The sequence below is a fragment of the Enterobacter sp. 2VL genome (assembly GCF_005503595.1).
Lineage (GTDB): Bacteria > Pseudomonadota > Gammaproteobacteria > Enterobacterales > Enterobacteriaceae > Enterobacter > Enterobacter cancerogenus.
In genome coordinates this window covers 196,818-210,703 of sequence record NZ_SCNE01000005.1, presented here as the reverse complement: position 1 = coordinate 210,703, position 13,886 = coordinate 196,818, and the positions used below count along the sequence as shown (strand labels likewise).

Annotated in this window: 13 protein-coding genes; 8 read left to right on the top strand and 5 right to left on the bottom strand. The window is 56.2% G+C overall.

The features are described from left to right. Nucleotides 1-18 precede the first annotated feature (18 nt). Both FFS28_RS14190 and rlmM read left to right on the top strand, forming a co-directional pair. The gene (locus FFS28_RS14190) at nt 19-414 is read left to right on the top strand and encodes a DUF423 domain-containing protein (protein ID WP_003862756.1); all 396 of its coding nucleotides are present in this window, start codon (nt 19-21) and stop codon (nt 412-414) included. Next, complete coding sequence (rlmM, locus tag FFS28_RS14185) at nt 407-1,507, top strand: 23S rRNA (cytidine(2498)-2'-O)-methyltransferase RlmM (protein ID WP_006178285.1); 1,101 nt, start codon at nt 407-409, stop codon at nt 1,505-1,507. The genes FFS28_RS14190 and rlmM overlap by 8 nt, the downstream gene beginning before the upstream one ends. Before the next feature lie 80 nt (nt 1,508-1,587). On the opposite strand, the gene xni is transcribed toward rlmM, so the two are convergent. From xni to queF, 5 genes are all read right to left on the bottom strand, one after another. Further along, a complete protein-coding gene (gene xni, locus FFS28_RS14180) occupies nt 1,588-2,346 on the bottom strand; it encodes a flap endonuclease Xni (protein ID WP_058608544.1) in 759 nt (252 codons plus the stop codon). Nucleotides 2,347-2,459: 113 nt separating this feature from the next. After that, nucleotides 2,460-3,827, bottom strand: coding sequence for an L-serine ammonia-lyase II (gene sdaB / locus FFS28_RS14175; protein ID WP_137849870.1), 1,368 nt, complete (start codon nt 3,825-3,827; stop codon nt 2,460-2,462). A 63-nt stretch (nt 3,828-3,890) separates the two neighbouring features. Further along, entirely contained in the window at nt 3,891-5,180 is a 1,290-nt protein-coding gene (locus tag FFS28_RS14170) for an HAAAP family serine/threonine permease (RefSeq protein ID WP_137849869.1), read from the bottom strand. Nucleotides 5,181-5,695: 515 nt separating this feature from the next. Next, nucleotides 5,696-7,060 carry a nucleotide 5'-monophosphate nucleosidase PpnN gene (gene ppnN, locus FFS28_RS14165; protein ID WP_042321829.1) on the bottom strand — a complete coding sequence of 455 codons (1,365 nt, stop codon included), beginning with the start codon at nt 7,058-7,060 and terminating at the stop codon, nt 5,696-5,698. A gap of 116 nt (nt 7,061-7,176) precedes the next feature. Continuing rightward, nucleotides 7,177-8,019: an NADPH-dependent 7-cyano-7-deazaguanine reductase QueF gene (gene queF / locus FFS28_RS14160; RefSeq protein ID WP_058608541.1), complete on the bottom strand. Its 843-nt coding sequence runs from the start codon at nt 8,017-8,019 to the stop codon at nt 7,177-7,179. Nucleotides 8,020-8,088: 69 nt separating this feature from the next. On the opposite strand from queF, the gene syd reads away from it, so the two are divergent. The 6 genes from syd to FFS28_RS14120 all read left to right on the top strand — a co-directional run bounded on the left by syd (nt 8,089) and on the right by FFS28_RS14120 (nt 13,878). Further along, nucleotides 8,089-8,634, top strand: a complete 546-nt coding sequence (gene syd, locus FFS28_RS14155) for a SecY-interacting protein (protein WP_058608540.1) — start codon at nt 8,089-8,091, stop codon at nt 8,632-8,634. 633 nt (nt 8,635-9,267) lie between these two features. After that, nucleotides 9,268-9,597 (top strand): YqcC family protein, encoded by a 330-nt coding sequence (locus FFS28_RS14145; protein WP_006178276.1) that lies wholly within the window; start codon nt 9,268-9,270, stop codon nt 9,595-9,597. Beyond that, complete coding sequence (gene truC / locus FFS28_RS14140; RefSeq protein WP_137849868.1) at nt 9,594-10,379, top strand: tRNA pseudouridine(65) synthase TruC; 786 nt, start codon at nt 9,594-9,596, stop codon at nt 10,377-10,379. Before FFS28_RS14145 ends, truC begins: the two co-directional genes overlap by 4 nt. Before the next feature lie 15 nt (nt 10,380-10,394). Then, a complete protein-coding gene (locus tag FFS28_RS14135) occupies nt 10,395-10,844 on the top strand; it encodes a flavodoxin (protein ID WP_006178273.1) in 450 nt (149 codons plus the stop codon). 338 nt (nt 10,845-11,182) lie between these two features. Further along, nucleotides 11,183-12,538: a galactarate/glucarate/glycerate transporter GudP gene (gene gudP, locus FFS28_RS14125; protein WP_006178269.1), complete on the top strand. Its 1,356-nt coding sequence runs from the start codon at nt 11,183-11,185 to the stop codon at nt 12,536-12,538. Beyond that, entirely contained in the window at nt 12,538-13,878 is a 1,341-nt protein-coding gene (locus FFS28_RS14120; RefSeq protein ID WP_042322288.1) for an enolase C-terminal domain-like protein, read from the top strand. Before gudP ends, FFS28_RS14120 begins: the two co-directional genes overlap by 1 nt. The last annotated feature ends 8 nt before the right edge of the window (nt 13,879-13,886 follow it).

Sequence of the window (13,886 nt, the reverse complement as noted above, 5' to 3'; positions counted from 1 at the left end):
TCACTTTAGGACCGAAACATGACCAGCCGATTCATGCTGATTTTTGCCGCGGTGAGTGGCTTTATTTTTGTTGCACTGGGTGCCTTCGGCGCGCATGTGTTAAGCAAATCGTTAGGGGTGGTTGAAATGGGCTGGATCCAGACCGGCCTCGAATATCAGGCGTTTCACACCCTGGCTATCTTTGGGCTGGCGGTGGCGATGCAGCGCCGGATCAGCATCTGGTTTTACTGGAGCAGCGTGTTTCTGGCGCTGGGGACCGTACTGTTTAGCGGTAGCCTCTACTGCCTTGCGCTGTCTCATTTACGCCTGTGGGCGTTTGTTACACCCGTCGGCGGCGTCAGCTTCCTGGCGGGGTGGGTATTAATGTTTATCGGAGCCATCCGTCTGAAACGCAAGGGCGTTGTTCATGAATAAGGTTGTTTTATATTGTCGCCCGGGGTTTGAGAAAGAGTGCGCCGCGGAAATTACCGATAAAGCGGCGAAGCGCGAAGTCTTCGGCTTTGCCCGTGTGAAAGAGAACGCGGGCTATGTGATATTTGAGTGCTATCAGCCTGACGATGCCGATAAGCTGGCGCGTGAGCTGCCGTTCAGCTCGCTGATCTTTGCCCGTCAGATGTTTGTCGCCGGCGAGCTGCTGAAGGATCTTCCGCCTGAAGACCGCATCACGCCCATTGTTGGCATGCTGCAGGGCGTAGTGGAGAAGGGCGGCGACCTGCGTGTGGAAGTTGCCGACACCAACGAAAGCAAAGAGCTGATGAAGTTCTGCCGTAAATTCACGGTGCCGCTGCGTGCGGCCTTGCGCGACGCAGGTGTGCTGACCAACTACGAAACGCCTAAGCGCCCGGTGGTGCATATCTTCTTTATCGCGCCTGGCTGCTGCTACGCGGGCTACTCGTATACCACCAACAACTCGCCGTTCTTTATGGGGATCCCGCGTTTGCGCTTCCCGGCAGATGCGCCGAGTCGCTCAACGCTGAAGCTCGAAGAGGCGTTTCACGTCTTTATTCCGGCGGATGAGTGGGATGAGCGTCTGGCTAACGGCATGTACGCAGTCGATCTTGGCGCGTGTCCGGGCGGCTGGACCTATCAGCTGGTGAAACGCAACATGTGGGTTTCCTCTGTCGATAACGGCCCGATGGCGCAAAGCCTGATGGATACCGGGCAGGTGACCTGGCTACGTGAAGACGGTTTCCGCTATCGCCCAACCCGCAACAACATCTCGTGGATGGTGTGCGACATGGTTGAGAAGCCCGCAAAAGTGGCCGCGCTGATGGCCTCGTGGCTGGTAAACGGCTGGTGTCGTGAGACTATCTTTAACCTCAAGCTGCCAATGAAAAAGCGCTATGAGGAAGTTTCCCAGAACCTGGCCTACATTCAGGAACAGATGGATGAGCACGGTATTAACGTGGTGATCCAGGCGCGCCAGCTGTATCACGACCGCGAAGAGGTGACGGTGCATGTTCGTCGCTGGTGGGCGGCTGTAGGCGGGCGTCGCGACGAGCGATAGTTCCCCTCACCCTAACCCTCTCCCACAGGGAGAGGGGACGGTTTAGCAGGCCCAATAAGCACGGCGCCAACGGACGCCCGTCAGGTACGCTCTAACCGCAACTGCTGCAAATTCCCGTCCAGCTGTAAATCCGTCTGTAGCGTCGCAATCTCGCGGCAGATAAACGCCATCTCCTTATGCGCCTCCAGCTTCTTGCGCCATTTTTCTGGCACCTCATCCAGCCGGGCGTAGATCCCTTCCAGATGTTGAAAATCCGTCAGCAACTGCGCGGCACTCTTCGGGCCTATGCCTGCCACGCCTGGAACCTTAGAGCTGCTAATGCCCGCCAGACCCCAGTAGTCAGGAAGTTGCGCGGGTGAGACGCCAAACTCACTGGCGATAAACGGTGCGTCAAGCCAGCGCTTCTGGAAATAATCGCGGATACGGATGGTGGGGGTAAGCAGCTGACAGTAACCTTTGTCGGTCGAGACTATCGTGGCCTGATGCCCGGCGCTTGCCACTTTAACGGCAAGCGTGGCTGCGAGGTCGTCCGCCTCGTTGCCGTGCGCGCCCCAGCAGGGCACGCCGCGCTGTTCAAAGGCTGCCCGGATGGCGGGCATTTCAGCGTGAAGATCGTCAGGCATGGGCGCGCGTCCGGCCTTGTAGTCGGGCAGACGCTGGTGTCGCCAACCAGTGTTACGCGCTTCATCATCAAACACCGCAACCGCGTGAGTCGGTTCGCTGTGGCGAATAAGCTGTTCCAGCGCGTGCAGGCAGGTATCCTTGCAGGGCGTGCCTTGTACCGCATGGATTCGGCGGATCAGGTTAAGCGCGTCGACGATAAGCAAATGAACAGCCACAGATAATCTCCCTTCTATCTAATGGGTGAAGGGTAACACTGTCAGCAGTATGAAACTATGTGCGGTGGGCAAAACGGGAAGAAGCCTCGCAAAACGAGGCTTCTTTTTGAGGCTTAATCGCAGGTGACAATCTTCATGGCTAAACCACCGCGGGAGGTTTCGCGGTATTTGGCGTTCATGTCTTTACCGGTTTCGTACATGGTCTCAATGACTTTATCGAGGCACACGCGCGGCTCGCTGGTGCGGCGCAGCGCCATACGTGCCGCGTTCACCGCTTTCACAGAGGCGATTGCGTTACGTTCAATGCACGGTACCTGCACCTGTCCGGCGACCGGGTCGCAGGTCAGGCCAAGGTTATGCTCCATGCCGATTTCCGCCGCGATGCAGACCTGAGTTGGGCTTGCGCCCAGCAGCTCGGCCAGACCCGCCGCCGCCATAGAACAGGCCACGCCGACTTCACCCTGACAGCCCACTTCCGCACCGGAAATGGAGGCGTTCATTTTGTACAGTGAGCCAATCGCACTGGCAACCAGCAGGTAGCGCGCCAACGAGTTAGCGTTCACTTCACGGATGAACTTGTCGTAATACGCGAGGACCGCAGGGACGATGCCGCAGGCACCGTTGGTTGGTGCCGTGACGACGCGGCCGCCCGCCGCGTTTTCTTCGTTAACTGCCAGCGCGAACATGTTGATCCAGTCCACGACCGCCATCGGGTCGGTGGTGGTTTTGTCGGTGCTGACAAGCATACGACGCAGCGCTGCCGCACGGCGCGGTACGCGCAGTTTACCCGGCAGCACGCCTTCGGTGGTGATCCCGCGCTCAATACCGCCGCGCATCACTTCCCAGACGTTGGCGAAGTGCTGCTCCAGCGCTTCCTTACTGTGCAGCGCCAGTTCGTTTTTCATCATCAGGCCGGACAGGGACAGGCCCGTTTCCTGACAGTGACGCTGTAAATCCGCGGCGTTTTTGTACGGGTACGGCACTTCAACCGCCGCGTTGTCGGTCTGACCAAAATGGTCTTCGTCGACAATAAAACCGCCGCCGATGGAGTAATACGTCTGGCTGTAAACCGCTTTATCGCCAACCAGCGCGGTAATACGCATGCCGTTTTCGTGCAGCGACAGGTTATCCGCATGGAAATTCATGCAGTGATCAACCGGGAATTCAACCTCGTGATCGCCGTTTGCCAGCAGCAGGCGGCCATGGGTATTTACGTCCTGGATAAATCCAGGGATCGCATCAATATCAACGGTGTCCGGCAGATTTCCCGCCAGGCCCATGATAATGGCGATATCGGTATGGTGGCCTTTACCGGTAAGGGAAAGGGAACCGTATACATCGACAACCACGCGGGTGATGTCGTGCAAAATGCCGCGTGCAATCAAGTCATCCGTGAATTGTTTACCGGCCTTCATTGGTCCGACGGTGTGAGAGCTGGAAGGACCAATACCGATTTTGAAGATATCGAATACGCTAATCATGATGCGTCCATTGCTATCAGTCAGAGGGGAGGAGTGCGCCGCCCGAAGACGGCGCAGGAGGTATTAGCTGAACAGCGAGTAGAAAATAGCGGAGATGGCAATCAGACCCATAATCACAACAAAAACGTTGCTGATATGGCCGCTGTATTTACGCATCGCAGGTACTTTCTGAATCGCGTACATCGGCATCAGGAACAGAATCATCGCGATAATCGGGCCGCCCAGGGTTTCAATCATGCCCAGGATGCTTGGGTTCAGCGTGGCGACCGCCCAGGTCGTCAGCAGCATGAACAGCGCGGTGATTTTATTCAGCTTGTTGATTTCAATGCTCTTGCCTTTACCGCGCAGAGATTTAATCACCATACCGTTGAAGCCTTCACGTGCGCCAAGATAGTGGCCGAGGAAGGATTTGGTGATAGCGATAATCGCGATGATCGGTGCCATCCATGCAATCAGCGGTGCGTTAAAGTGGTTTGCCAGGTAAGACAGAATAGAGATGTTCTGCTCTTTCGCCGCTGCCAGGTCTGCCGGGGAGAGGCTCAGCACGCAGCTGAACACGAAGAACATAACGGTCAGTACCATCATCACGTGGGCGCGTGCCAGGATGCTGGAGCACTTCTTCTCTGCACCGGTGCCGTACTCTTCACGCTTCGCAACCGCGAAAGAAGAGATGATTGGCGAGTGGTTGAAGGAGAACACCATGACCGGGATTGCCAGCCACAGGGTCAACAGCAGGCCGTTGCCGGTTGCGGATGCGCTGCTCAGAGACAGGGTTTCCAGCGCCGCGCCGTTCCACTGTGGGATCAGGTAGCAGGCCAGCACCATCAGGGCGGCGACAAACGGGAACACCAGAATGCTCATCGCTTTAACGATCATCTGCTCGCCGAAGCGCACGATGGTCATCATACCCACGATCAGGATCAGCGAAAGGATGGCGCGCGGTGGCGGCGTCATCTGCAGCTGGTGCGTCATGAAGCTTTCCACGGTGTTGGTGATCGCCACGCTGTACACCAGCAGAATCGGGTAAATCGCGAAGAAGTAGAGCAGGGTAATCAGTTTACCCGCGCCCACGCCAAAGTGCTCTTCAACCACTTCGGTAATGTCTTCACCCGGGTTTTTACCGGACAGCACGAAACGGGTCAGACCGCGGTGTGCAAAGAAGGTCATCGGGAAGGCGATAATTGCCATGATGATCAGCGGGATTAAGCCGCCAACGCCTGCGTTGATAGGAAGGAACAGTACACCAGCGCCGATTGCTGTGCCGTAAAGGCCAAGCATCCACATGGTATCCGTTTTGCGCCAACCGCTTCGGGAATCAATCGAAGCAACGGTGCTGGTTTGAGTGGTTTCCATCTGTATCTCCTGGAGGAAGCAAATTGTCAGGTTTTTAGTCAAATCCGATGAAAAAGTGCCTGACGGTAATATGAAATTCGTTCAGTGACGGTTTTTTAATAATTTTTGCCCGTAACTATTGGCGGGCGGAAAGATACATTCTAGTTATGAATCTATCAGTGATCCTGATCCCAATTGCAATAATATACTTTCGGGATGGGCATATTTAGACCATTTATCTGTCAAAAAAACATCAAAGAGAATTTACGGGCGCGAAGGCTACCATTAACAACATATGGCGTGAAGAAGCCGCCCCTGAGATAGGTGGCTTACGCTATAAAAAAATGGGATTTTAGTGTTTTGTGGCAGGTAATTTGGATTAAGGCTGATAATTGATGGTTGGCAAAAGGGAGTAAACGTTTGCGCAGGCAATGGATTTGTAAATGACATAAGGGATGTCTATGAATTATTTCACGAATAAAAAAAGCCGGAAAGCGAGACGTCGCATTCCGGCCTGGCAGAGGATCGCTAACGCGTTATTTGATGATTTCGTAGCACGGGATATAGGCAGAACCCGGCAGCTTCATACGGTGCTGGGCGACGAAGCCCTGCAGCATGTCATCCATGCGGCGCATCATGTCAGGATCGCCGTGAATTTTATACGGGCCAAACTCCTCGATCGCACGAATGCCCACCTCTTTGACGTTACCCGCCACGATGCCGGAGAAGGCGCGTCGCAGATCCGCGGCCAGCACTTCCACCGGCTGATCCGGATAAAGCTTCAGGTTTGCCATGTTTTCGTGGGACGGTTCGAACGGGATCTGCAGGTCGGGCGCAATGCGAATTGACCAGTTAAAGCTGTAGGCATCTCCGGTGTCGCGGCGATTTTCTTTGACCAGCGGCATCGCTTTTTTCATCTGGCGCGCCACTTCCGCAGCGTCGTCGATGATGATGCGATAGTGACGGCGCGCGTCTTCACCCAGCGTATGCACGATAAACTCGTCCAGCACGCGGAAATAGTCGGCGCTCTCTTTCGGCCCGGTGAGGATCAGCGGTAAAACCTGATCTTTGTTGGCCGGGTTCATCAGAATGCCGAGCAGATAGAGCAACTCCTCCGCTGTGCCGACGCCGCCCGGGAAGATAATAATGCCGTGCGCAATACGGACAAACGCCTCAAGACGTTTTTCAATATCCGGCATAATAATTAGCTCGTTAACCAGCGGGTTCGGTGGCTCAGCCGCAATGATCGACGGCTCGGTCATGCCAATGAAGCGCCCCTCTTTATAGCGCTGCTGCGCGTGACCTACGGCGGCACCTTTCATCGGCGCTTCCATCGCGCCCGGACCGCAGCCGGTACAGATGTTCAGCTCGCGCAGGCCAAGCTGGGTCCCCACGCGGCGCGCGTAGAGATATTCGGTTTCATTAATGGAGTGACCACCCCAGCACACAACCATATTGGGCGCTTCACCAACGTGGAGCGCGCGGGCGTTGCGCAAAATAGAGAACACCAGGTTGGTGATATGAACCGAGCTTTCCAGGTCAAGATGCTGGAAACGCCCGGCGTTGCTGATCTGCCCGTTAACGAACAGGATATCGCGCAGCACGGCGAAGAGGTTTGCCTGCAGGGAGCGAATAATGCGCCCATCAACAAAGGCATCTTCCGGCGGGTTAATCACTTCCAGTTTTACGCCGCGCTCGCGGCGCAGCACGTTAATATCAAAACTTTCAAAGCGGGACAGCAGCTCTTTGCTGTTGTCGGTCAGGCTTCCGGAGTTCAGTACGGCAAGTGAACAGTTGCGAAACAGTTGATAAAGGTCGCTGCTGGCCGTGCGTTTAAGCATGTCGACTTCCAGCTGCGACAACATATCCATTGAGCCAAGCGGGCTAATATGTGTAATCAAGTGAGCTCCTTACGGGACGAAGATCGTCTTTCCCTGTAGATTACAATAGCCCTGGCTTATGACGTTTCACAACACCCGGGGCGGAATACCGCCCGCATATTGTGAAAATATTTAGATTACTGACGCACCAGCCGGCCCGTGGCAGGCACGAAATCGGTGTTGGTACGCCACGGGTTAATGTCGAGGCCACCGCGGCGGGTGTAGCGCGCGTAGACGCTCAGCTTCTCCGGCTGACAGAAACGCATGATATCGTTGAAGATGCGCTCCACGCACTGCTCGTGGAATTCGTTATGGTGGCGGAACGACACCAGATAGCGCAGCAGCTTTTCGCGATCGATCTTCGGACCGCGATACTGGATCTGCACCGAGCCCCAGTCGGGCTGGTGGGTAATCAGGCAGTTGGACTTGAGCAGATGGCTGACCAGCGTCTCGTCGACAACCTTGCCGCTTGCCGCATTTTCGAGGTAGTCGGCGCTGAATTCGTAGCTGTCGATCCCGATATCCTGATCGTCGATGCAGGTGCCGTGGAAGTGCGCAACGGGCTGGCCTTCCAGTTCATGCAGACGATAGAGCGACACCGTCACGTCGCCCTGCGCGCAGGCGCTTAAATCCCGCTGCAGCGTGTGCTGTACATCTTCCCAGCTGTTAAATGTGGTCTGGTTAAAGCTGTTAAGATACAGCTTAAAGCTTTTGGATTCGACCAGGTTCTGGCTGGCGTAATCCAGCTCAACGTGGCCGACCGCCACCTGCGGAAGGCCGCGGGCATTTAGCCAGGAGAGTTCGTACAGCGTCCAGATATCGCCGCCGACAAACGGCAGCGCGTCAGCGTGCAGGCCCAGCGGGTCGCGGTTCAGGCTGCGGGGAACCCCCTGCAACAGACTTGCATCGTAGGTGTCGCGGTAGTCGGTCGTTTTGCCGAGCGTTAAGCCCGTTAACGCCTGATGATTTTCGTAAGACATGTTTCATAGCCACTTTACAGGTACACTTATGGACTGAGTTTATCCTGTCTTACAAGAAGAGAGAAATCGGTGGATATCGAAACTGCACATGCCCTCACCACTTTCACCACCCGCTACTGCGATGCATGGCATGCACAGCACGGGACGTGGCCGCAGAGCGCCGATCTTTACGGCGTGCCGTCGCCCTGTATTATCACCACGCTTGAAGACAGCGTGCTCTGGCAGCCCAAACCCTTCACGGTTGAGCAGAATGTAAATGCGGTTGAACGCGCAATGGACCTTGTGGTACAACCAGCGGTTCACGCGTATTATACCGCGCAGTTTGCCGGAGATATGACCGCGCGCTTTGCAGATATCGCGCTGACGTTGCTGCAAACCTGGAGTGAGGATGACCTCCAGCGTGTTCAGGAAAACCTGATTGGTCACCTGGTCACGCAAAAGCGCCTTAAGCTTTCTCCGACGCTCTTTATTGCCACACTCGACAGCGAGCTGGACGTTATCTCCGTTTGCAACCTGTCCGGGGAAGTGGTCAAAGAGACAATCGGCACCCGCAACCGCGATGTCCTCGCCCCTTCACTTGCGGATTTCCTCACCCGACTTGAGCCTGTTCTGTAATCCATGTTGCTACTGCACGTGTGAGAGATCTCTTACACGCTTTGTGAGAGATCGCTGGAACGTTGAGTTTTGTCTCAAAGGTTTAAGATAAGTATCGTCTTATTTTTCAAGATATTAAAGACAAATGACGCGATCTCACAGCATCTCTGCTGGCTAACAGGACGTTGTAGGTGGGTTGTAAGATGCGGCGGAATAGCGGATTCTATCTCTGTCGACAGGACGCCGACACGAGAAACGAACATCAGGATGATGGCGTATCTCAGCAAGGACTCGTCAGGATGGCGCTGCAGGAAGGCTTCAGGATGAAGCAAAGTGGATAACGCAGGATGCGTAAGGGACACCTCCAGGAAGGAGAACGAGAGCCGGTCAGGATGGTCGGTGGGTCAGGAAGGCCAGGACGTTTCAGGACGAAACACACACATCAGGATGATGTGAGCAGGATGCAACGGTTAACGGATAACCAACGCCCTTCGGGCATCAGGAAAAGTTGTCACGGATGAGCAGGGAGCACGAATTGTAGCTGGAATGCTGCGGAACGAACCGGGAGCACTGTTTATACAGTGCTCCCTTTTTTTATTTCTCCTTCCCGCAATGCTATGCTGCGCGCCGTTCCGTATTTACGTTGAGGTTCTTATGACGCATCACGATAGCGTTCGTGCTCAGCTGCACACCATCGAAGCCCTTTTGCGCCAGCATCAGCTGTGGCAGGCAAGCGCGCCGCAGCCAGAGGCATTCGCGAGTACACAACCTTTCTGTCTCGATACGCTCGAACCCTTTGAGTGGCTGCAGTGGGTGCTGATCCCCCGCATGCATGCGCTGCTGGACGGCGGGCATCCGCTGCCGCAGGCATTTGTGGTTTCTCCCTATTATGAAATGGCGCTTGAGGCCAGCCATCCAGCCCGCGACGTCATGCTGGCCGAGCTGGCTCGTCTCGATGCGCTGTTTGCCGGTGACGATGCATGACCCTTGAAATCCTCTATCAGGATGAGTGGCTGGTGGCGGTGAATAAACCGTCAGGCTGGCTGGTGCACCGAAGCTGGCTGGATCGCGACGAAAAGGTCGTCGTGATGCAGACCGTGCGCGACCAGATTGGTCAGCATGTTTTTACCGCGCACCGTCTGGACAGGCCGACCTCTGGCGTACTGCTGATGGGGTTATCCAGCGAGGCAGGGCGTTTGCTCTCCCAACAGTTTGAGCAGCACCAGATGCAGAAGCGCTATCACGCCATCGTGCGCGGCTGGCTGACGGAATCCGGCACGCTGGATTATCCGCTGGTTGAGGAGCTGGACAAAATAGCCGATAAATTTGCCCGCGACGATAAAGGCCCGCAGCCTGCGGTGACCGATTATCGCGCAATGGCAACCACGGAAATGCCGGTCGCCACCAGCAAATTTCCCACCACGCGCTATAGCCTGGTGGAGCTTTTGCCTAAAACCGGGCGTAAACACCAGCTGCGCCGGCACCTTGCGCATCTTCGCCACCCCATTATCGGCGACAGCAAGCACGGCGATCTGCGTCAGAACCGCAGTGCGGCCGAACATTTTGGCTGTCACCGTTTGATGCTGCACGCCAGCGAATTGAGTCTGACGCACCCGTTCACCGGTGAACCGTTGAGCATCCGCGCGGGGCTGGACGATGTCTGGATGCAGGCGCTGTCACAGTTTGGCTTGCGGGGACAACTCCCCGAAAATGAAAGGGTTGAGTTTGCGGCAGGCAACGTTCAGGATGAACAGCAGGCGCATTAATCAAGGGAACAACGCATGGCTGAAGTAGGCATTTTTGTCGGCACAATGTACGGCAACTCGCTGCTGGTAGCAGAAGAGGCAGAGGCAATCCTTGTGAATCAGGGCCATAAGGCTACGGTGTACGAAGATCCTGAGCTGGACGACTGGAAGAAGTACCAGGATAAATACATCCTCGTCGTGACGTCGACAACCGGGCAGGGCGATCTGCCGGACAGCATCGCTCCGCTTTACCAGGGCATTAAAGATCGGCTTGGTTATCAGCCCGACGTTCACTACGGCATCATTGCTCTGGGTGACAGTTCGTACGCCAATTTCTGCGGCGGCGGTAAACAGTTCGATGCGCTCCTGCAGGAACAGAGCGCCCAGCGCGTCGGTGAGATGCTGCTGATTGATGCGGGTGAACACCCGGAGCCAGAAAGCGAATCAAACCCGTGGGTTGAGCACTGGGCCACACTTCTCAGCTAATCCCTGCCCGGCGGCAGGGTTTACTGGCCGGGTCAGGCGAAGCCGCCACCCGGCCATAAAGCCGCACCAAAACCGCAATTCCGTGAAGTATCTTCAACTGCTTTGGGCTTATGCCCCAAACCACGTCTTCCTCCCCGTTGAATGTTGTGTCGATGCACGGTGAGGAAGCGCGTCACTCCTTCATATACTTTTCCCGTCAGTTACCAGAAAAGGCAGTGCTTCACTATAAAACGGCGCTGAGCCGTACCAAAACTGCCCAACACTAACCTCTCATTCTGATTACCCTACAGGTGCTGTACAGAATGAACTGGCGCAAGCCATGATTCAGGAGTGCAACTATGAGTACATTAAGCCAGGCCGCGAGCGGCGCTGAAAAGCGCACCAACGCTCGCTACTGGATAGTGGTGATGCTGTTTATCGTCACATCCTTCAACTACGGCGACCGCGCCACGCTGTCGATTGCCGGTTCCGAAATGGCAAAAGATATCGGGCTTGATCCGGTCGGCATGGGTTACGTCTTCTCGGCATTTTCATGGGCCTATGTGATCGGCCAAATCCCTGGCGGCTGGTTGCTCGACCGTTTTGGCTCCAAACGCGTTTATTTCTGGTCCATCTTTATCTGGTCGATGTTTACCCTGCTGCAGGGCTTCGTCGATATCTTTAGCGGCTTTGGCATTATCGTTGCGCTCTTTACCCTGCGCTTCCTGGTGGGGCTCGCCGAAGCGCCTTCCTTCCCCGGCAACAGCCGCATTGTGGCGGCCTGGTTCCCGGCGCAGGAGAGGGGCACGGCGGTGGCGATCTTTAACTCGGCCCAATACTTCGCCACGGTGATTTTCGCGCCGATCATGGGCTGGCTGACGCATGAGGTAGGTTGGTCACACGTCTTCTTCTTCATGGGCGGGCTGGGGATCGTCATCAGCTTTATCTGGCTGAAGGTTATCCACGAACCGAACCAGCATCCGGGCGTGAACAAGAAGGAGCTGGAGTACATTGCGGAAGGCGGGGCGCTGATCAACATGGATCAGAAATCCGAAAAGGTAAAAGTGCCGTTCAGCCAGAAGTGGGCGCAGATCAAACAGCTTGTCGGATCGCGCATGATGATCGGGATCTATCTTGGCCAGTACTGCATTAACGCCCTGACGTACTTCTTCATCACCTGGTTCCCGGTTTATCTCGTGCAGGCTCGCGGCATGTCGATCCTCAAAGCGGGGTTTGTCGCCTCGGTTCCGGCGATCTGCGGATTCGTCGGTGGTGTGCTGGGCGGCGTAATTTCCGACTGGCTGATGCGCCGCACCGGCTCGCTAAATATCGCCCGTAAAACGCCGATTGTGCTCGGTATGCTGCTCTCCATGACCATGGTGTTCTGTAACTACGTCAGCGCAGAGTGGATGATTATCGGCTTTATGGCGATGGCCTTCTTCGGCAAAGGGATTGGCGCGCTGGGCTGGGCGGTGATGGCAGATACCGCACCGAAAGAGATCAGCGGCCTGAGCGGTGGCCTGTTCAATATGTTCGGCAACATTTCCGGGATCGTCACCCCAATCGCCATCGGCTACATCGTCGGCACGACCGGCTCATTTAACGGCGCGCTGATTTACGTTGGCGTGCATGCCCTGGTCGCAGTGCTGAGCTATCTGGTGCTGGTAGGGGATATCAAACGTGTTGAACTGAAACCTGTTGCGGAGCGTGGATGATGACAACCCAATCAACCCCTGTCGTTACTGAGATGAAGGTCATTCCGGTGGCCGGGCAGGACAGTATGCTGCTCAATATCGGCGGCGCGCATAACGCCTGGTTCACCCGCAACATCGTGGTTCTTACCGATAGCGCCGGAAATACGGGCGTCGGTGAAGCGCCGGGAGGCGAGGTCATTTACCAGACGCTGGTCGATGCCATCCCGCAGGTTGTTGGTCATGAAGTGGCTCGTCTGAACAACGTGGTTCAGCGGGTGCACAAGGGCAACCAGTCGGCGGATTTCGACACCTTCGGCAAGGGGGCATGGACCTTTGAGCTGCGCGTTAACGCGGTGGCCGCGCTGGAAGCGGCCCTGCTCGATCTGCTGGGCAAAGCGCTAAACGTGCCGGTCTGCGAACTGTTAGGGCCGGGCAAACAGCGCGACGCGGTGACGGTGCTCGGTTACCTGTTTTACATCGGCGATCGTGAAAAAACCGACCTGCCTTATCTGTCGCGTTCGCCGGGCAGCCATGAATGGTATCACCTGCGCCACCAGGAGGCGCTCTCCAGCGAGGCGGTGGTCCGCCTGGCCGAAGCGGCGCAGGATCGCTACGGGTTTAAAGATTTCAAGCTGAAGGGCGGGGTATTGCCCGGTGAGCAGGAAATTGACACCGCCCGCGCGCTGAAGAAACGCTTCCCGGACGCGCGTATCACCGTTGATCCGAACGGGGCATGGCTGCTGGATGAGGCCATCGCCCTGTGTAAAGGGCTGGGTGATGTGCTGACCTACGCCGAAGACCCTTGTGGTGCCGAGCAGGGCTTCTCCGGGCGCGAAGTGATGGCGGAGTTCCGCCGCGCTACCGGGCTGCCGGTCGCCACCAACATGATTGCCACCAACTGGCGCGAAATGGGCCACGCGGTGATGCTCAATGCGGTCGATATCCCCTTAGCCGACCCGCACTTCTGGACGCTCTCTGGTGCGGTCCGCGTGGCGCAGCTTTGCGACGACTGGGGCCTGACCTGGGGCTGCCACTCCAATAACCATTTCGATATTTCGCTGGCGATGTTCACCCACGTTGGCGCAGCGGCACCGGGTAACCCGACCGCGATTGATACCCACTGGATTTGGCAGGAAGGGGAAGCCCGCCTGACCAAAAATCCGCTGGAAATCAAAAATGGCAACATTACCGTACCGGATGCGCCAGGTTTGGGCGTCGAGCTTGACTGGGATCAGATCCACAAAGCGCATGAGGCGTATAAAAAACTGCCGGGCGGCGCGCGCAACGACGCAGGCCCGATGCAGTACCTGATCCCCGGCTGGACATTTGACCGCAAGCGCCCGGTATTTGGACGTCACTGATAAAGGAT